Below are 21,087 nucleotides of genomic sequence, written 5' to 3' on the forward strand. Positions count from 1 at the left end.
CGTGGCTGAGGCCGGTGCGCGGGCGCGATCAGCCGGCTGTCGGGGTGGTCGTGGCGGACTGCTTGGTGGGCGCCGGGGACGGTGTCGGAGCGGCCGATCCGGAGGGGCTCGGGGTCGCACCGGGCTGTGCGGCGCCCTGCCCGGACAGGGTCTTGTGCACGCAGGAGTCGTAGGAGGGGCGCTCCGCGGAGGTCAGGTCGGACAGGTTGCTCCAGCTGACATCCTCGCTGCGGTCGTCCCCGCCCACGCTCTCGTGGGCCGTGCGGATGCAGGCCTCGGCGTCCTTGGCCGTGATGGCCTGGTGGTTCATACCCGGAACCGGCAGAGCATCACTGTGGGCATCGCCCTTCTTGTCGTACCAGGAGCTGACGATCCACACGGGCTCGTCGGTGCTGCCGTACCAGGAGACGGTGTTGCTGTACTCCTCGACGTTGATCGTCCCGGTGTCCACCGAGGCGTTGATCGTGATCTCCGGCCGCCCGTCACTACTACTGGGGGAGGCCAGAGTGCGTTTGACGTCCAGCCCGCCGTTGGAGCTGCTGTAGGTGGAGATGCTCTTGCCGGTCACGTCATAGCGACGTGTGTCGTCTTCCTGATCCATCTGTCGGCCGTTGACGGTCCAGGCCCGGGCGACCTGTGAGTCGATCGCCCCCATATCGACGTCGGCCTTGACCGTCACCCGCTGGTTGGTGTCGGTCTTGATACGCAGGGTTCCGACGTCGAGGTGGGCGGTGATGGTGGAGAGCTTGCCTGCCTCCGCAGCGGGCATGTCACGCAGATCCAGGGTGAGGTCACCGATGTTCTTGGTGCGGGTGACGCTGCCGCCGCTGGCCGACGACGTCAGCTCCTTCCAGGTCACCGTGCTCGAGGCGACGGTGGTCGAGTCCTTGAGGGTCCCGAAGGGCATGCGGGCCAGGCTCGTGGGGACGATCGATGCAGCGGCCAGAGCGGGGATCGCAACGACGAACAGGACCGGCCAGCCCAGTACCGTCATCCAGCCGCCGTGCCGACGGCGCAGGCCACTGGCGACGATGCCCGCTCCCAGGATGGCGACCAGGGTGCCGATGAGGATGAACTGGCCCTGGATGAGGCCGACGCGATGGGTCGCCGTGGCGTACCAGATGCCCGCTCCGGTCAGGAGTCCCAGGCCCAGGACCGCCAGCGACAGCGAGGAACCGGGGCCGGGACGGCGCGGGCGCGGTGGACGGGCCGGCATGGGCGCCGGCTGGTAGGCCGGGTACTGCCGGTAGGAGCGGCTCTGCCAGCTCTGGCCGCCGGCCGGCTGGTTGAAGGCCGGGGCGCCGGAGCCGGGCGTCGAGGAGGCCCAGGCCGGCATGGAGCCCGCTGCGGAGCTCGCGGTCGGAGCGAAGTCCCCGGCCTGACTGGCCTGACCGTCCTGGCTACCGGGGTGGGCGCCGGGGGCCTGAGCGGCGCCGGGAGCGCCGGTCTGCCAGGGCTGGGGTCCCTGAGGGCCTCGAGCGGCCTGTCGGTTCGCGCGCCGGTTCTGGGCGCTGCGGATGAGGAAGACTGCGCCCAGGACGATCAACCCCAACCAGAACAGGGTCCACAGGGCGGCGGCGATCCCCGCGGTGCCCGCCTGGTGGACGTACCAACTGGGGATGAAGCCGTTACTGAATGTCGACATGCCGACGATCGTCATACCGATGGCGCCCGCCAGGCCCGCGTTGAAACGGCCGGAGAGGGCCTCCTCCAGGTGGATGCGCCCATCGGACTCCTCAGGCAGGAGGGCCCAGGCCAGGCCGTAGAGGACCAGGCCGACGCCGGCGAAGAGCGAGAGCACCACCCACACGCAACGCACCAGGGTGGGATCCAGGCCGAAGCGGTACGCCACGCCTCCGGCCACGCCCGCGATCCAGCGCTCGTTGGTGCGCATGAGGCCCGAGCCGCGCAGGGAGTCGAAGAAGCGGTGGGTCGAGCCACCCTGAGGCCCGGGCCGGGGTCCGCCGTACTGCTGGAAGGAGGGCGGGGGGCCCGCCTGCGGACCGTACTGCGGGCCCTGCTGGGAATCGCGCTGGGCGCCAGCGGCGCCGTGGGGGGTGGAAGGAGCGGAGGTCTCGGGGGAAGTGGAGGAATCGGAGCCGGTGGGAGAGTCACCGTCAGACGGGGAAGCGGGCATGTCGTTCATGTCAACAATTCTTCGCGTCAAGGACCTGCGGCACGATCAGGGGAACCCCTGAATGATCCCGGATTGTCCCCCCAATCCGCCGGGGGACAATCGGATCGGCGACCCTGACGTGCCACGATGGTGCCATGACGACAGCTCAGCAGCGGGGTGCGCAGCCCGGGCCGACCGCAGGCGGGCGGGCGTACTCCTGGAGCCCCCCGCGCCAGCTGCGGCGACGCCCCCCTCTGCGTCGTCTGCCCCACCAGCTGGGGCCGGCGCCAGCCGACCTGTCCGTCGAGGCCGCCCGAATGCGCCGGCCCGCGCGCATCGCCGGTGTCTGCGCGGGACTGGGCCTCCATCTGGGCGTCCCCGTGCGATACATCCGTGCGGTCATGGTCGTCCTCGCCCTCGGCGGCGGTGCGGGCGCCCTGCTCTATGCCCTGCTGTGGGCGACCCTCCCCGGGGAGAACGGTCCGGCAGGCGATGACCCCGCCTCGGCGGTCTCCCGTGCCCGCCTGGCGGCCCGTGTCAGGGGTGGGAGAGGCGCTGCAGACCGCCGAACCGACGGCGGAGCCGCCCTGGGCCTGTCGCAGACGGTCATCGACGGCGGCGCACTCCTCCTGGCGGCCCTCTTCCTGGCCTCCTGGCGCTTCGGGCTGCTGGACCGGATCGGGGCGGTGGGGATCACCATCGTCGTCATCACGGGGGCGGCCCTGGCATGGTCGCAGATGGACAACCTCGTCGGCCCGGACCGCAACCTGGGTGCTGTCCTGCGGGTCGCGGGCGGGGTGTGTCTGGCCGTCGTCGGCATCCTGGTGTGGGTGGCCGCGGACAGCACCCCCTACAAGCTCATCTCCGGGCTCATCACCGGAGGGGCGCTCGTGGCGGCCATCGGCGTGGTCCTGGCGCCCCTGTGGCTGCGGACCAACCGGGCTCTGGCCGACACCCGCACCGCCGAGATCCGCGAGGCCGAGCGCGCTGACATCGCCGCCCACCTGCACGACTCCGTCCTCCAGACCCTCACCCTCATCCGCAAGCGCGCCGACGAGCCCGAGACGGTGGCCCGCCTGGCCCGCTCCCAGGAGCGCGAGCTGCGCGCCTGGCTCTACACCGACCGTCCGGCGCCGGGCACCTCCGTGGCCGACGCCTTCACCGACCTGGCCGGTGAGATCGAGGACCGCTACGGTGTGGCCGTCGATGCCGTGTGCGTCGGCGACCGGGTCCCCGACCGCGACACCGAGGTCATCGTCGCCGCCGCCCGGGAGGCCCTGTCCAATGCGGTGCGCCACGGCGCCCCACCGGTCTCCCTCTACGTCGAGGCCGGCGACCAGGGCCTGGAGGTGTTCGTGCGAGATCACGGCCCCGGCTTCGACCTCGACACCATCGCCGAGGACCGTCACGGCGTGCGCGAGTCCATCATCGCCCGCATGGAGCGCCACGGCGGCAGCGCCCGAGTGCGCCGCATGTCCACCGGCACCGAAGTGGTGCTGGCTCTGCCTGAGCGAACCCACTGAGCCCGTCTATCGTTGAGCCCGTCCCACTCGGCCTCACTCGACCCCTTGATCCTTCATCACCCCACGTCACCACCAGGAAGTCCCCCATGGCTGACACGCCCGCCGGTACCACAACAGACCACCACCAGCCCGCCGAGGCGAGCGCGCCCCTGCGGGTCCTGGTCGTCGACGATCACGCCCTGGTCCGCTCCGGGGTGCGCTCCGAGCTGACCGCCCACGCTCCCGACCTGGACGTCATTGCCGAGGCCGACGACGTCGAGGGCGCCATCGCGGCCGTCCACGCCCTGCGGCCCGACGTCGTCCTGCTCGACGTCCACCTGCCCGGCGGCAACGGTGGGGGAGGGGCCGAGGTCGTCGCCTCCTGCCACGACGTCCCCGAGACGCGCTTCCTGGCCCTGAGCGTCTCAGACGCCAGCGACGACGTCGTCGGTGTCATCCGGGCCGGTGCCCGCGGCTACGTCACCAAGGCGATCTCCACCGAGGATCTGGCCCAGGCCGTGCGGCGAGTAGCCGCCGGAGACGCCGCCTTCTCCCCGCGCCTGGCCGGATTCGTCCTGGACGCCTTCGGCGCCGGAGCGGGTGAGGTGGCCGTGGCCGACACCGAGCTCGACCGCCTCTCGGCGCGTGAGCGGGAGGTCATGCGACTCATCGCCCGCGGCTACACCTACAAGGAGTGCGCCTCCGAGCTGTTCATCTCGGTCAAGACCGTCGAGACCCACGTCTCCGCGGTCCTGCGCAAGCTCCAGCTGTCCAACCGCAACGAGCTCACCCGCTGGGCCGTGGCCCGCCGCATCGTGTAGGAATCGGGCTCGTCCCAGGAACGAACCGGGGATACGCGGGTGAGGGAGGCCCGGTGCGTGACGGTCTGACATCGCGTCTGGGCCCACACTGCCGCACTGTCCCGTCGCCGGCCCGATCCGTGGCAGGATGCGGGGCGTGAGCCACCCCCCGCAGCCCTCCGCGAGCACCGCTCATCCCCACCCCGACCCTCTCCAACCGGCCTGCGAGCACCTGCGCGCAGGCGGGCTCGTCATCCTGCCCACGGACACCGTCTACGGCATTGGGTGCGACGCCGCCGACGCCGGGGCGGTCGAGCGGCTGCTGGCCGCCAAGGGGCGCGGACGCCAGATGCCCCCGCCGGTCCTCGTGGCCGACCCCACCGATCTGACGGGGCTCGTCGCCCAGGTGCCCGACGCCGCCCGCGCCCTCATGGAGGCCTTCTGGCCGGGGGCGCTGACCCTCATCCTTGACGCCGATGAGACCCTGACCTGGGACCTGGGGGAGACCCGTGGCACCCTCGCCGTGCGCATGCCCGCCCATGAGCTCGCCCTGAATCTCCTGCGCCGCAGCGGCCCGCTGGCCGTCACCTCCGCCAACCTCACCGGCGCACCGCCCGCCACCGACGCCGCCTCCGCCCGGGCCGCCTTCCCCGGGCGGGTCCGGTGCGTCGAAGAGATCGCGCCGGGTGCTGAAGGCGCCGGCGCCACCCGGCCAGAGGACATCCTGCTGCTCGATGGCGGAGCCACCCCCAGACCGGTTCCCTCCACCATCGTCACGCTCGCCGGGGAGCACGCCCGTGCCCCCCGGATCCTGCGCCAGGGTGCCTTGGCGCTGGATGACCTGGAGCGAGTGGCCGGCGTCGCCCTGTCCGAACGGATGGCAGAGGCGGCGCAGGACAGGAAGGAGGCGGGTGCGTGAAGGTCTACCTCCTGGTCATGGCCATTGCCACTGCGACCACCTACGTGGCCGTGCCGATCGTCCGGCACATCGCCCTGGTGGGTAACGCGCTCACCCCCGTGCGGGCCCGTGACGTCCACTCCACGCCCATCCCGCGCCTGGGTGGCGTGGCCATGTTCTTCGGCCTGTTCTCCGCGATCTCCGTGGCCTCCACGATCCCCTACCTCTCCGACGTCATCGACTCCAGCGCCTGGGCGGTGGTCCTGGGGGCGGGACTGGTGTGCCTGCTCGGCGTCGTCGACGACCTGTGGGAGCTGGACTGGATGACCAAGCTCGCCGGTCAGATCCTGGCCGCCGGCGTCATGGCCTGGCAGGGTGTCCAGCTCCTCACCTTCCCCGTGGCGGGGCTGACGATCGGCTCCTCACGACTGTCCCTCGTCTCCACCGTCATCGTCGTGGTGGCCGCCATCAATGCCGTCAACTTCGTCGACGGGCTCGACGGGCTGGCGGCCGGCATCATCGGGATCGGCTCGACCGCCTTCTTCCTGTACACCTACGTCCTCACCCGCGCCACGAGCCCGGGCTCCTACAGCTCCTTGGCCGCCACCATCGTGGCCGCGCTCATCGGCGTGTGCGTGGGCTTCCTGCCCCACAACTTCAATCCCGCCACCATCTTCATGGGAGACTCCGGGGCGATGCAGCTGGGACTGGTCTCGGCCGCCTCCACCATCATCGTCACCGGGCAGATCGACCCGGGCAGCTTCGACGGCTCACGCGCCCTGCCCGCCTTCATGCCGATCCTCCTGCCGCTGGCGGTGCTCCTGCTGCCCCTGACCGACATGATCATGGCGATCGTGCGCCGCACCCGAAAGGGACTGAGTCCCACCCACCCCGATCGCATGCACATGCACCATCGGCTCCTGGCCGCCGGGCACTCCCACCGCCGTGCGGTGCTGGTGATGTACCTGTGGGCGGCGGTCGCCTCCTTCCCCGTGGCCGCCATGGCCTTCTTCCCCCTGCCCTGGGTGCTGGCGGGGCTCGCCATTGCGGTCCTGTTGGCCTTCGTCGTCACCGTCGACCTCATGCCCGGGGTGCGCCACGGCCTGAGCTCAGCGCTGCGCCGTCGCCAGGACCGTCAGGAGCAGCGGATCGTCATCTCCCGCAACGTCTCGGGAACCGGTGAGGTGACGCGCCCGGCCGAGGGGCAGGCGCCGCAGGGGATCGCCCTGTCGGCGCCGTCCGGCCCCTCTGAAAGGACACGCCAGTGAGCGAGACGACTCCCACGAACGCCCACGCACTGCGTGAGGCCTCAGCCCGGCTGCGCCGAATCCTCTCCGTGGCCGCCGTGATCCTGGTGGCCGGCGAGGCCCTGTGGTGCCTCATCGGCGGAGCCCGCGGCGCCGTGGCCCAGCCGCTGGGCACGCTGCTGGCCGCAGTGGGGACGACGACGCTGCTCCTGGCCGCGACCTGGTGGTTCCTGGACCGCATGATCCACTCCGACACGGGAACCCTGGTGGCCTGGATGGCAGGCGGATATCTGGGAAAGGTCGCGCTCCTGGCGGTGGGGCTCCTGGGAGGCAGGGCCCTGGGATGTGACACCAGAGTGATTGGGGTCTCACTCATTGTGGCGATCCTGGTGGGCATGTTCGCAGAGTCGACCGTGCTGGCGCAGGCTCGAATCCTTGCGGTGGAGCCGAAGAAGGGTGATTCTGAGGGTCGCCCCTGACCGGTGGGTGGGGCTGGTTGTCGGGGCGGGTGGCTGCAACGGGCCGCAACGAGGTGTCCCGTTTGCTTCGTGAGAACCCTGTGAGGCGCTAGCATGGCCCGTGATTAGCGTGCCTGTCAGGACAGGCCCCGAAGCGTGAGAGACATTGGGAGGAACTCCTGTCCACCAACACCGTCACCGAGAACGGCGTGGCAGCCGACGACGTCGCCGTGCCGCGGACGGCTGACGCCAAGCCGTTCACTAAACCGCTGTGGTACTGGGTGCTCCTGATCGTCCTGGTCGCTGTTATCGCACTGACCGCGGTGCCCGCCTTCACTCAGCACCCGCACTCGCCCAGCGTCGAGGACTTCTTCCCTGAGGCGCTCTTTGGTGAGGGCACTTTCATGGAGTTCAACCGCCTCACCTTCGTCCGCCTGGTCATGGGGGGACTCCTGTGCCTGACCCTGGGACTGGCTGCCGCCCGCCGCTTCAGGCTGGTTCCCGGACGCGGCCAGGCCCTGCTGGAGATCATCGCCGACTTCGTGCGCAGCAACGTGGCCTTCATGCTCCTGGGCAACAAGAACGGCCGCCGTTTCGCCCCGCTGCTGGGCACCCTCTTCCTGGGCGTGCTCGCCATGAACCTCTCCGGCGTCATTCCGGGCCTCAACATCGCCGCCTCCTCGGTGGTCGCCGTGCCCATGGTGTTCGCGGCCCTGACCTACATCACCTTCATCGGCGCCGGCATCAAGGAGCAGGGGGCCGGGCACTTCTTCGCCGCCCAGCTCTTCCCTCCCGGGCTGCCCAAGGCGATGTACCTGCTCATCACCCCCATTGAGTTCCTCTCGAACTTCATCGTGCGGCCGGTGACGCTCACCCTGCGTCTGCTGTGCAACATGGTCTCCGGGCACCTGCTGCTCGGCATGACATTCTTCGGCACCACCAGCCTGCTTCTTCACCTCCAGGCATCCTCGACGATCAGCGTCCTCACCGGTACCGCCATGATCGTGGTGACATTGTTCGAGGTCTTCGTGGCGATTCTGCAGGCGTACATCTTCACCATCCTCAGCGCCGTCTACATCAAGCTCTCCATCGAGGCCCATTAGACGCCACGGTGCGTCGACCCTAGCCTCTTCCACCGACCCCACCTGCGCCACCCGGCGCCAGAAAGAAGGAACCGCATATGTCCCTCACCGCGCTCGCATACGTCGGCTACGGCCTGGCCACGCTCGGCCCGGGCATCGGCATCGGCCTGCTCGTCGGCAAGACCCAGGAGGCCACGGCCCGTCAGCCCGAGGTGGCCGGACGCCTGTTCACCAACATGATCATCGGCGCGGGCATGGTCGAGGCCCTCGGCCTCATCGGCTTCGTCCTGCCGCTCGTCGTCAAGTGATGCTTCCCCTGGCTGCCGAGGGCGGGCAGGGCGGAGGCACGGCCTTCATCCTTCCCCCGGCCTATGAGATCTTCTGGGCGGCGATCGTCCTCCTGCTCATCCTCCTGGTGGTGGGCCGCTACGCCCTGCCCCGGCTCTACGCCGTCCTGGACGAGCGCGCCCGGCGCATCCAGGAGGGCCTCGACCTGGCCGACAAGGCCAAGCAGGACCAGGCCGACGCCGAGAAGCGCGCCACCCGGCTCGTGGACGAGGCCCGCCGAGAGGCCGCCCGCATCCGCGACAACGCCCAGAGCGAGGCCAAGGAGATCGTCGCCAAGGCCCGCACCGACGCCCAGGCGGAGGCCGCCGGCATCATCGAGGGCGCCCAGCGTCAGATCCTGGCCGAGAAGCAGGCCGCGCAGATCTCGCTGCGCACCGACGTCGGCATGCTCGCCTCCACCCTGGCCGAGCGCATCGTCGGTGAGCACCTGAGCGACACCGCCCTGTCCGAGCGGGTCATCGACCGCTTCCTCGACGAGCTCGAGACCATGGAGCCGGTTGAGGGACTCGACGCCGGCGTCGACTCCTCTGCGGAGGCGACGCGGTGAGAACAGGAACTGCCGCCACCCGTGAGACCGTGAGCCAGGCCTGGAGCCCGGTGCTCACGGCCGCGGGCGTCGAGGGCCAGGAGCTGGGTCGCCAGATCCTCGCCCTGGCCCACCAGGTCGCCGTCCACTCGCTGTCCGCGCCGCTGACCGACCCGGGCCGGGATGCCGAGGACAAGGTGGCCCTGGCCCGCCGGCTCTTCACCGGCACCGTGGACGAGCGCGTCGTCGACCTGCTCAGCGCCATGGTCCGCGGCCGCTGGTCCAAGGCAGTCGACCTGGTCTCCGCCCTCCACGACCTGGGCATCGAGGCGATCCTCGCCGGTGCTCACGCGGGCGGCTCGGCGGAGGAGATCGAGCAGCAGCTCTTCGAGGTCCACGAGCAGATCGCCGACAACCGCGAGCTGCGCGAGGCCCTGACCCCCTCACGCCGCACCGGCACCGAGGCCCGGGTCCGCTTGGCAGAGGGCGTCTTCGCGCCCCACATCAGCGCCCCCGCCATGAGCCTGGTGGACTGGTGCGTGCGGCACCACGCCGAGGGCGGGCCGCTGCGCAACCTGCGCCGCGTCGTCGAGCTGGCCGCCGAGATGCGTCAGCGCACCATCGTCGACGTCGTCACCGCCATCCCCATGACCTCGGCCCAGGAGGAGCGTCTGCGCACCATCCTGGAGCGCCGCCTGGGCACCAGGATCGACCTCAACTGCGAGGTCGACTCCGCGGTCATCGGCGGAGCCCGCATCTCGACGCGGAACTACGTCATGGACCGCACCGTGCGCAGCGCCGTCGCCGAGCTGCGCACCCGGCTGGCGGGCTAGCCCGCTCATCGCACGCCGACCCACAACTTCACCACCCCACCCCGCGCCGTCGTCGCTCACGCCCAGCGCCGCCGGCCCCCAGAACGCAACCAGCAAGGAGACGAGATGGCAGAGCTGACCATCAGGCCCGAGGAGATCCGCTCGGCCCTGAACGAGTTCGCCGAGTCCTACAAGCCCGCCGAGGTCGCGGCCGAGGAGGTCGGGCACGTCGTCTTCGCCGCTGACGGCATCGCGCACGTCGAGGGCCTACCCGGCGTCATGGCCAACGAGCTGCTCACCTTCGAGGACGGCACCGCCGGCCTGGCCATGAACCTCGAGGAGCGCAGGATCGGCGTCGTCGTCCTGGGATCCTTCGACGGCATCGACGAGGGCCAGGTCGTGCGCCGTACCGGAGAGGTCCTTTCCGTGCCCGTGGGCGACGCCTACCTGGGCCGCGTCGTCGACCCGCTGGGCCGGCCCATCGACGGCCTGGGCGAGATCGAGGCCGAGGGACGCCGTGCCCTGGAGCTCCAGGCCCCCGGCGTCATGTCCCGCAAGTCCGTCCACGAGCCCCTCCAGACCGGGCTCAAGGCCATCGACTCGATGATCCCGATCGGCCGCGGCCAGCGTCAGCTCATCATCGGCGACCGCCAGACCGGCAAGACCGCCATCGCCCTGGACACGATCCTCAACCAGAAGGACGCCTGGGAGTCCGGAGACCCGAACAAGCAGGTGCGTTGCATCTACGTGGCCACCGGACAGAAGGGCTCCACCATCGCCGCCGTGCGCGCCACTCTGGAGGAGCGCGGCGCCCTGGAGTACACCACCATCGTGGCCTCCCCGGCCTCCGACCCGGCCGGCTTCAAGTACCTGTCGCCCTACACGGGCTCGGCCATCGGTCAGCACTGGATGTACCAGGGCAAGCACGTCCTCATCGTCTTCGACGACCTGTCCAAGCAGGCCGAGGCCTACCGCGCCGTCTCCCTGCTGCTGCGCCGTCCGCCGGGCCGTGAGGCCTACCCCGGTGACGTCTTCTACCTCCACTCGCGCCTGCTGGAGCGCTGCTCCAAGCTCTCCGACGACCTGGGGGCGGGCTCCATGACCGGGCTGCCGATCATTGAGACCAAGGCCAATGACGTCTCGGCCTACATCCCCACCAACGTCATCTCCATCACCGACGGGCAGATCTTCCTCCAGTCCGACCTGTTCAACGCCGACCAGCGCCCCGCCGTCGACGTCGGCATCTCCGTGTCCCGAGTGGGCGGCGCCGCCCAGGTCAAGGCCATGAAGAAGGTCGCCGGAACTCTCAAGATCACTCTGGCCCAGTACCGCTCCATGCAGGCCTTCGCCATGTTCGCCTCCGACCTGGACGCCGCCACCCGCGCCCAGCTCACCCGCGGTGAGCGCCTCATGGAGCTGCTCAAGCAGCCCCAGTACACGCCGTACCCGGTGGCCGAGCAGGTCGCCAGCGTCTGGGCCGGCACCAAGGGATACCTCGACGACATCGACGTCTCCGACGTCCTGCCCTTCGAGGCCGCCTTCCTGGACCACCTGCGACGCAACACCGACATCCTGGACACCATCGAGTCCACCGGGCAGCTCACCGACGAGACCGAGGAGGCCCTGGTCAAGGCCGTCGAGGACTTCCGGCGCACCTTCGCCTCCGGTGAGCAGATGCTGGGCGCCCAGGTCGCCGAGCCCGAGGAGGAGCCCGCCGCCGAGAGGACCACCGAGCAGCTCGTGGTCAAGAGGGGCTGACGTGGCAGGAAACCAGCGCGTCTACAAGCAGCGCATTCGATCGACCCAGACCCTCCAGAAGGTGTTCCGGGCGATGGAGCTCATCGCCTCGTCCCGGATCGGGCAGGCGCGCCGCAACGCGCAGGAGGCCTCGCCCTACGATCACGCCCTGAGCCAGGCGGTGGCCGCGCTGGGGACCTACTCCCGCTTCGAGCACCCCATCACCCAGGAGCGCACCGACACCAAGCGCGTGGCGATCCTCGTGGTCACCTCCGACCGCGGTATGGCCGGCGCCTACTCGGCCACCATCCTGCGCGAGACCGGTCGCCTCATCGAGGAGCTGGTCAAGGACGGCAAGGAGCCGGTGATCTTCACCTTCGGCCGGCGTGCCCAGAGCTACTTCAGCTTCCGCGGCACGCCCATCGAGTTCTCCTGGACGGGGCAGTCGGACCGTCCCAGCGACGAGGCCATTGAGGAGGTGGCCACCACCCTGCTGGACTACTTCCTCCAGCCTGCCGAGGCCGGCGGCGTGGCCGAGGTCCACATCGTCTTCACCCGCTACGTCTCGATGGTCTCCCAGGTCCCCGAGGTGCGTCGCATGCTGCCGCTCAAGGTGGTCGACGTCGAGGGGGCCGGTGAGCTCGACGACGCCGGCAACGAGGCTCTGGAGAAGGAGCTGGCGGCCAAGCGCGGCAGCTCCATGCCGCTCTACGAGTTCGAGCCCGGGGCCTCCGAGGTGCTCGACGCCCTCCTGACCCGCTACATGGGCTCCCGCATCCGCAACGCCCTGCTGCAGTCGGCCGCCTCCGAGCTGGCCAGCCGCCAGCAGGCCATGCACACGGCCACGGACAACGCCGAGGACCTCATCATCACCTACACCCGCCTGGCCAACGCGGCACGCCAGGGCGACATCACCCAGGAGATCACTGAGATCGTCTCGGGTGCCGACGCCCTGGGGACCGAATAGACCGGGCAGCCCCGACGTCGTCGAGAACCCACACAGACTCACCTCACCGAGCAGGACCCCTCTCAGCTCTGGAAGATACGGAAGAACGCACATGGCTGACACCACCACCCCCGGGACGGGACGCATCACCCGCATCATCGGCGCCGTCGTCGACGTCGAGTTCCCGCCTGATGCGATCCCGGCGATGTACAACGCCCTCAAGGTGACCGTCCAGGCCACCAGTGCCGGCGAGGAGCCCCACGAGATCACCCTCGAGGTCGCCCAGCACCTGGGTGACAACATCGTGCGCACGATCTCCCTCAAGCCCACCGACGGCCTCGTGCGCGGCTCGCAGGTGCGCGACACCGGCGCGCCGATCTCCGTGCCCGTGGGCGACGTGACCAAGGGGCACGTCTTCAACGTCACCGGCGACGTCCTCAACCTCGGTCCCGGCGAGCAGCTGGAGATCACCGAGCGCTGGCCCATCCACCGCCAGCCCCCGGCCTTCGACCAGCTCGAGTCCAAGGAGCAGATGTTCGAGACCGGCATCAAGGTCATCGACCTGCTCACCCCCTACGTGCAGGGCGGCAAGATCGGCCTGTTCGGCGGCGCCGGCGTGGGCAAGACCGTCCTCATCCAGGAGATGATCCAGCGCGTGGCCCAGAACCATGGCGGTGTCTCCGTGTTCGCCGGCGTGGGGGAGCGCACCCGTGAGGGCAACGACCTCATCGTCGAGATGGACGAGGCCGGCGTGTTCGACAAGACCGCCCTGGTCTTCGGCCAGATGGATGAGCCGCCGGGCACGCGTCTGCGCGTGGCCCTGTCAGCCCTGACGATGGCCGAGTACTTCCGTGACGTCCAGCACCAGGACGTGCTGCTGTTCATCGACAACATCTTCCGCTTCACCCAGGCCGGCTCCGAGGTGTCCACGCTGCTGGGCCGCATGCCCTCGGCCGTGGGCTACCAGCCCAACCTGGCCGACGAGATGGGCCAGCTCCAGGAGCGCATCACCTCCGCCGGCGGTCACTCCATCACCTCCCTGCAGGCGATCTACGTGCCCGCCGACGACTACACCGACCCGGCGCCGGCCACGACCTTCGCCCACCTGGACGCCACCACCGAGCTCAGCCGTGAGATCGCCTCGCGAGGCATCTACCCGGCCGTGGACCCGCTGACCTCCACCTCGCGTCTCCTGGCCCCCGGCTACGTGGGCCAGGAGCACTACGACGTCGCCACCCGCGTGAAGTCCATCCTCCAGAAGAACAAGGAGCTCCAGGACATCATCGCGATCCTCGGTGTCGACGAGCTCGGCGAGGAGGACAAGGTGACGGTGGCCCGTGCCCGCCGTATCGAGCAGTTCCTCTCCCAGAACACCTACATGGCGGAGAAGTTCACCGGCGTGGCCGGCTCCACCGTGCCGCTGTCGGAGACCATCGAGGCGTTCCGCCGCATCTGCGACGGTGAGTACGATGACCTGCCGGAGCAGGCATTCTTCAACATCGGTGGCATCGAGGACCTGGAGCGTCGCGCCGCCGAGCTCAAGGCCTGAGTCGTTAGGATCCGGATACAGCCGGGCGCAGGAAAGGAGGGGGACATGGCCTTACATGTTGAGGTGGTCTCGCCGGCGGGCGAGGCCTGGACCGGTGAGGCGACGCAGGTCTCCGTGCCCCTGATCAACGGGGAGCTGGGGGTCCTGCCGGGCCGTCAGCCCCTCCTGGCGGTCCTGGGGTCCGGTCCGGTGCGACTGAGTCCCATCGACGGCGAGATGTGCAGTATCGAGGTGTCCGGCGGCTTCTGCTCCGTGGACCACGACGTCATCACGATCGCCGCCGACCATGTGAAGCAGGGCGCGGAGGCCTGAGGCATGGGGCAGCACGTGTGGATGATCGTGGCGCTCGTCGTCATCGTCCTCGTGCTGCTGGCAGGCGGGTTCCTGGCACGCCTGCGCTACCTGGCCGGGCAGGTCGGCTCCTTCGAGTGCGCCCTGCGTCCACGCGGGGCGCAGCGCTGGCTGAGCGGGGTCGCCTCCTTCCGGCTCGACTCCCTGGAGTGGTACCGCCTCGTGTCCTTCTCCACCAGGCCGTCACGCTCATGGAGCCGCTTGAACCTGGAGCTCTCCGAGGCCCGGCGCCGCCGGGAGCAGGGGCGCGTCGTCGAGGTCCACTGCGTGGATGCCACTCGCAGTCCCGAGGGCTTCGACCTGGCCATGATGGAGGAGTCGCACTCGGCGCTGGTCGCCTGGGTGGAGTCCGCCTCGCCCGAGCAGCCCCGGCTCTTCTGATACCCGATCTCGGGGCTCATCGGCCGGATCGGCGACGTACTTTTCAGCCGAGGACTGCGTTTTCCTCCAGGCCACTGGGGTCCGCCCCCAGTCATCTGGAGGAGAACGCAGTCCTCGATCGCGAAGTACGTTCTCGACGGTGGAGCAGGGGAGGTGAGGCCGGCGGGTGACACGATGCTCAGGCCCGCCGGCCCCGGCATCGCTCCGGGCCTAGGCCCGCCCCGCTAGGGTGGACGGGTGCGCCTCGTTATTGCCTCCTGCTCCGTCGACTACTCCGGCCGCCTGGACGCTCACCTGCCCCGGGCCACCCGCGTGCTCATGCTCAAGGCCGACGGCTCGGTCCTCATCCACTCCGACGGCGGCTCCTACAAGCCCCTGAACTGGATGAGCGCCCCGGCCCGCCTGGCCGTCACCGAGCCGGACGAGGAGGCCGCCGCCGACGGCGTGCGCGAGGTCTGGGAGGTGAGCGCCGCCAAGACCGACGACCGCCTCGTCATCCGCGTCTTCGAGACCATCTCCGACGTCAGCCACGAGCTGGGCGTGGACCCCGGGCTCACCAAGGACGGCGTCGAGGCCCACCTCCAGGAGCTCCTGGCCGAGCAGATCGAGGTCCTGGGTGCCGGCTACCGCCTGGTACGCCGCGAGTTCCCCACCGCCATCGGCCCGGTCGACATCATGGCCAAGGACGCCGAGGGCCGCTCCGTGGCCGTGGAGATCAAGCGCGTCGGCGGGATCGACGGCGTCGAGCAGCTCACCCGCTACCTCGAGCTGCTGGACCGAGACCCGCTGCTGACCCCCGTCCAGGGCGTCTTCGCCGCCCAGACGATCAAGCCGCAGGCGCGCGTCCTGGCCGAGGACCGCGGCATCCGCTGCGTCACCCTCGACTACGACGCCATGCGGGGCATGGACGACCCGACCTCCCGCCTGTTCTAAGGAGTCAGCCGTGCCCGCCGCCCGCGCCTCCTCCGCGACGCTGCCGACCGAGGTGAGCCTGGCCCGCATTATCTCCCAGGGCCTCATCCCGGCCACCGCCGCGCCCGACGTCGTCGCGGCAGTGTCCCGCCAGCTCGCCATCCAGGGCCAGCAGGTCTCCGCCGTCCCGCACGCCCTGCTCGTGCGCGCCCCGGACGTCACCCCGGCCGATGTCGATGCCGCCTTCGCGCGAGGCGACCTCGTGCGCTCCTGGCCCATGCGCGGCACCGTCCATATCACCACCGCCGCCGACCACCACTGGCTGCGGGCCGTCCTCATGCACCGCACGGACGCCTGGGTCCGGCGCAGCGAGGCGGACTACGGCGTCGATACCGCCCTGTGCGAGCGCGCCGCCGAGGTGGCCCTGGACCTCATCGGCGACCAGGGCCCGCTGACGCGCGCTGTGCTCTTGGCGGCCTGGCAGGAGGCCGGCCTCATGGAGGCCTTCCGCGGCGAGGACGTCTCCTCCTACCGGCGTCGTCACCTCCTGGTGCGACTCCAGCGCGAGGGGATCCTCGTTCAGGGGCCGCGGGCCGGCAACGAGCACCTCGTCGTGGACGCGCGTACCCTGCCCGACGCCGACTCCGGCCCTGCCGGTGCCGACGTCACCCACGGAGGGGCCGGCCACCGCGCCGCCTGCGCGCACATCGCCTACTGCTACGCGGCCGGCCACGGTCCGGTCAGCGCCGAGGACCTGGCTCGCTGGACCACGCTGCCCAAGACGCAGGCCGCCCGCGCCCTGGAGGATGCCGTCGAGCTGGGGGAGGAGCATGTCTCAGCCGAGGGCGCCGGTGATCCGGACGAGCACCGCGTCCCGCTCGTGCGGGCGGTCGCCGAGGGCGGGGCGCGCGGAAGCCTGCGCCCGCTCGGCCCTGGCGAGTCGGCACCGAAGGCCGGCCTGCTCTACATGCGCGCCGACCTGCCCGACCTCCTGTCCGCCCACCGCGGCGCCGCGCAGGCCACGCACTTCCTGGGCTCTTTCGACGAGCTGCACGTGGGCTACAAGGACCGCTCCTGCCTCACCGATGAGGACGGCGAACGCCTCATCTGCCCGGCGAGCAACGGCATGTTCCGCCCGATCCTGGTGGACCGCGGCCGTCTCGTCGCCGTGCGGCCGGTCGGCGAGGGCCTGCTGTGGAAGGGCGGGGAGGCGCCGTCGGCCCGCGTGGAGCGCGACGTCAACCGGGCTGTCAGCCACATGGAGCGGCGCCTGGCCGGGTGACTGAAGCGGAACCGGCTTTTCGCCCGCGCAGTGTGGGGGAGAAGACGTCCTGAAGGAGGTTGTCTGATGTCTGGAGTAGTGACAGAATCCGACTCATGAGCAACGAAGCCATGCAGGTCCGCGCACTTCGGGGGCGCGTCGTCACCCCCGACCACATCATCGACGACGGTGTGGTCGTCCTGTCCGGATCCCATATCGCGTGGGTCGGGCCCGCTGACCAGGCCGCCCGGGCCGGCTTCGGAGACGTCGTCGAGCAGGCGCAGACCGCACCCGAGGGCGGTTACCTCCTGCCGGGACTGGTGGACGTCCACTGCCACGGCGGGGGCGGTGAGTCCTTCCCCAACGCCGAGTCCGCCGAGCAGGCGATGGTCTCCGTGCTCGAGCACCGCCGCTTCGGCACCACCTCGCTCGTGGCCTCCTGCGTGACGGCCGCCCTCGACGTCCTGCGCGCGCGCACCCGGGTCCTGGCCGGGCTGTGCGAGGACGGCGAGCTCGCCGGCATCCACTTCGAGGGGCCCTTCGTCTCGGTGGAGCGCTGCGGCGCCCAGGACCCCACCTACATCATCGACCCCGACGCCGCCCTGACCCGTGAGCTCATCGAGCTCGGCGGCGGGCACGTCGTCACCATGACGATCGCCCCGGAGAAGCCCGGAATCACCGGTGACGACGGCGTCAACGCTGCCCTCATCGAGGGCGGGGCGCTGCCCTCCTTCGGGCACACCGACTCCGAGGCCGCCCCCGTACGCGCCGCCCTGGCCGACGCCGCCGCCCGTATCGCCGAGCGCCTCGAGACCGGTCAGCCGGTCCGTGCCCCGCGCTCGACCGCCACCCACCTGTTCAACGGCATGCGCCCCATGCACCACCGCACGCCCGGGCCCGTGCCCGAGTTCTTGGCGGCCGCCCAGCGCGGCGAGTGCGTCCTGGAGATGATCGGCGACGGCGTGCACCTCAGCCCCGCCATCGTCCTGGACATGTTCGAGACCCTGGGGCGCGACAACGTCGTCCTGGTCACCGATGCCATGGCCGCGGCCGGCATGGCCGACGGCGACTACGTACTGGGCTCCCAGCCGGTCACCGTGGCTGACGGCGTCGCCCGCCTCACCGAGGGTGGCGCGATCGCCGGGGGGACCTCCCACCTCATCGACGTCGTGCGCACCACCTGGCGCGGGGGAGTCGACCTGGTCGACGCCGTCTACGCCGCCAGCGTCCAGGGCGCGCAGGTCCTCGGCGACTCGTCCGTGGGAGCGCTGCGGGCGGGTCTGTGGGCCGACGTCGTCGTCACTGACGCGGACCTGCGGCCCGTGGCCGTGCTGCGCCGTGGCGAGGTGGTGGAGCCCGCCGCCTGATCCTCCCGCACCACCGGCCCGCACGGGCCCCAGCAGTCTCTTGTCATGTGGGAGCCGTTCGCCCCGACCTGAACCGCCAGGTCGGGGCGAACGTGTGGTGAGAGGCCGGTGGGCGCGTCTAGCCCGGCAGGCCCAGGAGGCGGCGGGTGTAGATGGTCTGGCCGGAGTGCTGGGCGGCGTCGTCAATGACTGAGGCCAGGCGCACGGCCCGGGTGACGGGCGGGTCCCAGGAGTCGTCGATGACGTCGTCGAACGTCTCCGGCGTGAGGGAGCGCAGGTAGGTGGTGGCCAGCGCGTAGGCGTCGTCGAGGTAGGAGAAGAGGAGCCCGAGGTCGCTGACGACGACCTGGGCGGCCTGCTCGGGCGTGTGACGCCAGTCCTCGGTGTCGTCGGGCAGGGGCAGGGCGAAGCGCTCCCGGTGGCCGCTGGTGATCCAGACGGGCTTGACGCCCGCCAGGGGCGCGACCTGGAGGTCGAGCTCGCGAGCCGTGTGCCAGGCCAGCCAGGTCAGGGAGTCGATGCGGGGCGCCAGGTCCGGGGTGGGGCGGGTGTTGGCCTGCTGGAGCGTGACGCCGTCGAAGGCGCGGTTGAAGCGCTCACGGGACCGGGACAGGACGTCAATGAGCATCTCAAGAGTCGTCATGGTGAATCGTCCCGGGTTTGATGGAGGCAGTGATGACACGGAGGGATCACTGTCATGGGACTTAAGGAAGTATCCCGATGAGCTGCGTGAGCGAGCCACGAGGATGGCGTTGGACGCGTTGGCTGACCCGGCGCGGGCCAGGGGCGCGATCCGCAGGATCGCCGACGAGCTTGGCGTTCACCCCGAGGCTCTGCGCACCTGGGTCAAGAAGGCCCAGGTCGACCAGGGCACCCGGCCCGGCACCACCACCGACGAGGCACAGCGGATCAAGGAGCTTGAGAAAGAGATCCGAGAGCTGCGAAGAGCCAACGCGATCCTGAAGAGCACAGTCGGCTTGTCTATCGCGGCGGAGTGTGAGCGCCCGTCCCTTTGCTCTGCCAGTACATCGAGACCAAGAAGGAGGAGTTCGGGGCCTGGCCGATCTGCAAGGTGCTCACTGGCGCCGAGTCAAGACGCCCCGAGCACCTGACTCACGCTCGCCGTAGCCGGCCTCCTAGCGCCAGGAGCCTGCGCGACGAGATCCTCAAGGCGGAGATGTCCAGGGTCCACAAGAACCAGCTACCCCGGTGCTGGGGACCCGCAAGATGCACGCGATACTCAACCGCCCTGAGGCCGCCGAGCGTCACGGTGCCGGTCACGTGGCCCGGTGCACCGTCGAACGGCTCATGGGCGACCTGGGTCTGCGCGGCGTCAGACGCGCCAGGTCCCCGCGAACCACGCGCAGCGCGCCGCGAGAGCAGTGCCCAGCCGACCTCGTCGAAAGGCATTTCAGCGCGTTCAGGCCGAACGAGCTGTGGGTCGCCGACATTCCCCCGCAAGCGGGAGGTACCCCCTCCTACGTGCGTACGTTCTCCGGGTAGGTCTACGTCGCCTTCATCACCGACGTGTACTCGCGGAGGATCATCGGCTGGCAGACCACCTACTGGCCAACGTGCACCGACCTGGCCCTGGACGCCCTGGAGATGGCCGTCTGGCAGCGGAAACGAGCCGGTGCTGACCTGACGGGCCTGGTGCACCACTTGCGACCGTGGGGTGCAGTACCGGTCCATTCGCTATGGGCAGGCTCTGGCCGACTGCGAGGCAGTCGCCTCTGTAGGCTCTAAGGGGGATTCCTACGACAATGCTCTGGCCGAGGCGCTCAACTCGCTGTACAAGGCCGAGCTGATCCGCAACCAGGGCCCTTGGGAAGGACATCGACGCCGTCGAGGTCGCCACCGCCGAGTGGGTCCACTGGTACGGGCACTACCCGGCCACACTCCGCTATTGGGATGCGAACCCCCGCCGAGCACGAAGCCGCCTGGGCACCCGACACCCACCACGACCACCACCGCCAGGAACAATCACAACCGGCAACCACCGGAACCAGATAAACCAGCCTCCACAAAACCCGGGGCTTGACACGGGTGCAGGCGGCACGCCACCTGGGCCGGCCAGATCGTCTCGGCCCTGGAGCACCAGACCGTGGTGGTCGCCGGCACCGACGCAGCCGCAACGGTGCTACCTCACCTGGCCAGGCAGCTCATCTCCCTGCACGCTCAGCGGGCCGATGTCGCCGCCCAGGTCGAGGCCCTGGTGGAGGCCCACCCTCTTTATGAGGTCCTGATCTCCATGCCCGGGATCGGGGTCAGGACCGCCGCCGTCTTCCTGGCCGAGACCCTGGGCAAGACCTTCGACACCGGCGCCCAGCTGGCCTCCTACGCCGGGCTCGCTCCCGTCACACGCCGCTCCGGCTCATCGATCCGTGGTGAGCACGTCTCCCACGGCGGCAACAAGAGGCTCAAGCGCGCCATGTTCCTGTCCGCCTTCGCCTCCCTGCGCTCCGACCCCGTCTCCCGGGCCTACTACCAGCGCAAACGAGACCAGGGCAAGCGTCATAACCAGGCCGTTCTCGCCCTGGCCCACCGCCGCATCCTGACCCTGCACGCCATGATCCGAGATGGAGCCCTCTACGACCCACAACCAGCCACGAAACTACCCGCCGCCGCTTGACACACCACATAGGGGCACCCCCCGGCTCAACGACACTCCACATCTGTCAACGCTCGGCCGCCTTCACCCACCGACTTTGCAACTCCCGGCCACACCTCGTCAACAACGGTGGGGCTGAGACGAAGTGGGACAACCAATGTCAGGATCCGAAACAAATCTACT

Annotated in this window: 21 protein-coding genes and 1 pseudogene; 20 read left to right on the plus strand and 2 right to left on the minus strand. The window is 70.1% G+C overall.

What is annotated here, in order from left to right; translation table 11 throughout:
* Window positions 1–28: 28 nt before the first annotated feature.
* Window positions 29–2,146: a PspC domain-containing protein gene (locus RIV12_RS03095; protein ID WP_309322070.1), complete on the minus strand. Its 2,118-nt coding sequence runs from the start codon at window positions 2,144–2,146 to the stop codon at window positions 29–31.
* A gap of 125 nt (window positions 2,147–2,271) precedes the next feature.
* Here RIV12_RS03095 and RIV12_RS03100 point away from each other — a divergent pair, with 125 nt between their 5' ends.
* The 17 genes from RIV12_RS03100 to RIV12_RS03180 all read left to right on the plus strand — a co-directional run bounded on the left by RIV12_RS03100 (window position 2,272) and on the right by RIV12_RS03180 (window position 18,293).
* Window positions 2,272–3,639 (plus strand): PspC domain-containing protein, encoded by a 1,368-nt coding sequence (locus tag RIV12_RS03100; protein WP_309322071.1) that lies wholly within the window; start codon window positions 2,272–2,274, stop codon window positions 3,637–3,639.
* Window positions 3,640–3,725: 86 nt separating this feature from the next.
* Window positions 3,726–4,439: a response regulator gene (locus RIV12_RS03105; RefSeq protein WP_309322072.1), complete on the plus strand. Its 714-nt coding sequence runs from the start codon at window positions 3,726–3,728 to the stop codon at window positions 4,437–4,439.
* A gap of 127 nt (window positions 4,440–4,566) precedes the next feature.
* Entirely contained in the window at window positions 4,567–5,337 is a 771-nt protein-coding gene (locus RIV12_RS03110; RefSeq protein ID WP_309322073.1) for an L-threonylcarbamoyladenylate synthase, read from the plus strand.
* Complete coding sequence (locus RIV12_RS03115; protein ID WP_075417270.1) at window positions 5,334–6,584, plus strand: MraY family glycosyltransferase; 1,251 nt, start codon at window positions 5,334–5,336, stop codon at window positions 6,582–6,584. Before RIV12_RS03110 ends, RIV12_RS03115 begins: the two co-directional genes overlap by 4 nt.
* Entirely contained in the window at window positions 6,581–7,042 is a 462-nt protein-coding gene (locus RIV12_RS03120; protein ID WP_309322074.1) for a pseudouridine synthase, read from the plus strand. The genes RIV12_RS03115 and RIV12_RS03120 overlap by 4 nt, the downstream gene beginning before the upstream one ends.
* 209 nt (window positions 7,043–7,251) lie before the next feature.
* Window positions 7,252–8,124: a F0F1 ATP synthase subunit A gene (atpB, locus tag RIV12_RS03125; RefSeq protein ID WP_178388816.1), complete on the plus strand. Its 873-nt coding sequence runs from the start codon at window positions 7,252–7,254 to the stop codon at window positions 8,122–8,124.
* Window positions 8,125–8,201: 77 nt separating this feature from the next.
* Entirely contained in the window at window positions 8,202–8,411 is a 210-nt protein-coding gene (gene atpE, locus RIV12_RS03130) for an ATP synthase F0 subunit C (protein WP_009233409.1), read from the plus strand.
* On the plus strand, window positions 8,411–8,998 hold the full coding sequence (locus RIV12_RS03135; RefSeq protein WP_075417268.1) for a F0F1 ATP synthase subunit B: 588 nt from the start codon (window positions 8,411–8,413) through the stop codon (window positions 8,996–8,998). Before atpE ends, RIV12_RS03135 begins: the two co-directional genes overlap by 1 nt.
* Window positions 8,995–9,810 carry a F0F1 ATP synthase subunit delta gene (locus tag RIV12_RS03140; RefSeq protein ID WP_075417267.1) on the plus strand — a complete coding sequence of 272 codons (816 nt, stop codon included), beginning with the start codon at window positions 8,995–8,997 and terminating at the stop codon, window positions 9,808–9,810. The genes RIV12_RS03135 and RIV12_RS03140 overlap by 4 nt, the downstream gene beginning before the upstream one ends.
* Before the next feature lie 105 nt (window positions 9,811–9,915).
* On the plus strand, window positions 9,916–11,547 hold the full coding sequence (gene atpA / locus RIV12_RS03145) for a F0F1 ATP synthase subunit alpha (RefSeq protein ID WP_075417266.1): 1,632 nt from the start codon (window positions 9,916–9,918) through the stop codon (window positions 11,545–11,547).
* Window position 11,548: 1 nt separating this feature from the next.
* Entirely contained in the window at window positions 11,549–12,493 is a 945-nt protein-coding gene (locus RIV12_RS03150) for a F0F1 ATP synthase subunit gamma (RefSeq protein WP_309322075.1), read from the plus strand.
* Window positions 12,494–12,584: 91 nt separating this feature from the next.
* Entirely contained in the window at window positions 12,585–14,021 is a 1,437-nt protein-coding gene (gene atpD, locus RIV12_RS03155) for a F0F1 ATP synthase subunit beta (protein WP_075417264.1), read from the plus strand.
* Between the two features lie 45 nt (window positions 14,022–14,066).
* Window positions 14,067–14,333 carry a F0F1 ATP synthase subunit epsilon gene (locus RIV12_RS03160; protein ID WP_075417263.1) on the plus strand — a complete coding sequence of 89 codons (267 nt, stop codon included), beginning with the start codon at window positions 14,067–14,069 and terminating at the stop codon, window positions 14,331–14,333.
* A gap of 3 nt (window positions 14,334–14,336) precedes the next feature.
* Window positions 14,337–14,753 carry a DUF2550 family protein gene (locus tag RIV12_RS03165; protein ID WP_309322077.1) on the plus strand — a complete coding sequence of 139 codons (417 nt, stop codon included), beginning with the start codon at window positions 14,337–14,339 and terminating at the stop codon, window positions 14,751–14,753.
* Between the two features lie 237 nt (window positions 14,754–14,990).
* A complete protein-coding gene (gene nucS / locus RIV12_RS03170) occupies window positions 14,991–15,686 on the plus strand; it encodes an endonuclease NucS (protein ID WP_075417261.1) in 696 nt (231 codons plus the stop codon).
* Between the two features lie 10 nt (window positions 15,687–15,696).
* Complete coding sequence (locus RIV12_RS03175; RefSeq protein ID WP_309322079.1) at window positions 15,697–16,947, plus strand: DNA glycosylase AlkZ-like family protein; 1,251 nt, start codon at window positions 15,697–15,699, stop codon at window positions 16,945–16,947.
* Window positions 16,948–17,057: 110 nt separating this feature from the next.
* Window positions 17,058–18,293, plus strand: a complete 1,236-nt coding sequence (locus RIV12_RS03180) for an N-acetylglucosamine-6-phosphate deacetylase (RefSeq protein ID WP_309322192.1) — start codon at window positions 17,058–17,060, stop codon at window positions 18,291–18,293.
* A gap of 118 nt (window positions 18,294–18,411) precedes the next feature.
* Here the strand turns inward: RIV12_RS03180 and RIV12_RS03185 are convergent, their stop codons facing one another.
* The gene (locus RIV12_RS03185) at window positions 18,412–18,936 is read right to left on the minus strand and encodes a mycothiol transferase (protein WP_309322080.1); all 525 of its coding nucleotides are present in this window, start codon (window positions 18,934–18,936) and stop codon (window positions 18,412–18,414) included.
* On the opposite strand from RIV12_RS03185, the gene RIV12_RS03190 reads away from it, so the two are divergent.
* From RIV12_RS03190 to RIV12_RS03195, 3 genes and pseudogenes are all read left to right on the plus strand, one after another.
* On the plus strand, window positions 18,914–19,405 hold the full coding sequence (locus RIV12_RS03190; RefSeq protein ID WP_309322081.1) for a transposase: 492 nt from the start codon (window positions 18,914–18,916) through the stop codon (window positions 19,403–19,405). The two genes, RIV12_RS03185 and RIV12_RS03190, sit on opposite strands and share 23 nt — an antisense overlap.
* 97 nt (window positions 19,406–19,502) lie before the next feature.
* Complete coding sequence (locus RIV12_RS13135) at window positions 19,503–19,796, plus strand: IS3 family transposase (RefSeq protein WP_428978907.1); 294 nt, start codon at window positions 19,503–19,505, stop codon at window positions 19,794–19,796.
* A gap of 565 nt (window positions 19,797–20,361) precedes the next feature.
* A pseudogene (locus RIV12_RS03195) lies at window positions 20,362–20,925 on the plus strand (transposase); the annotation flags it as partial.
* Window positions 20,926–21,087 lie beyond the last annotated feature (162 nt).

The sequence above is a fragment of the Actinomyces stomatis genome (genome assembly GCF_031292835.1).
Classification (GTDB): Bacteria; Actinomycetota; Actinomycetes; order Actinomycetales; family Actinomycetaceae; genus Actinomyces; species Actinomyces stomatis.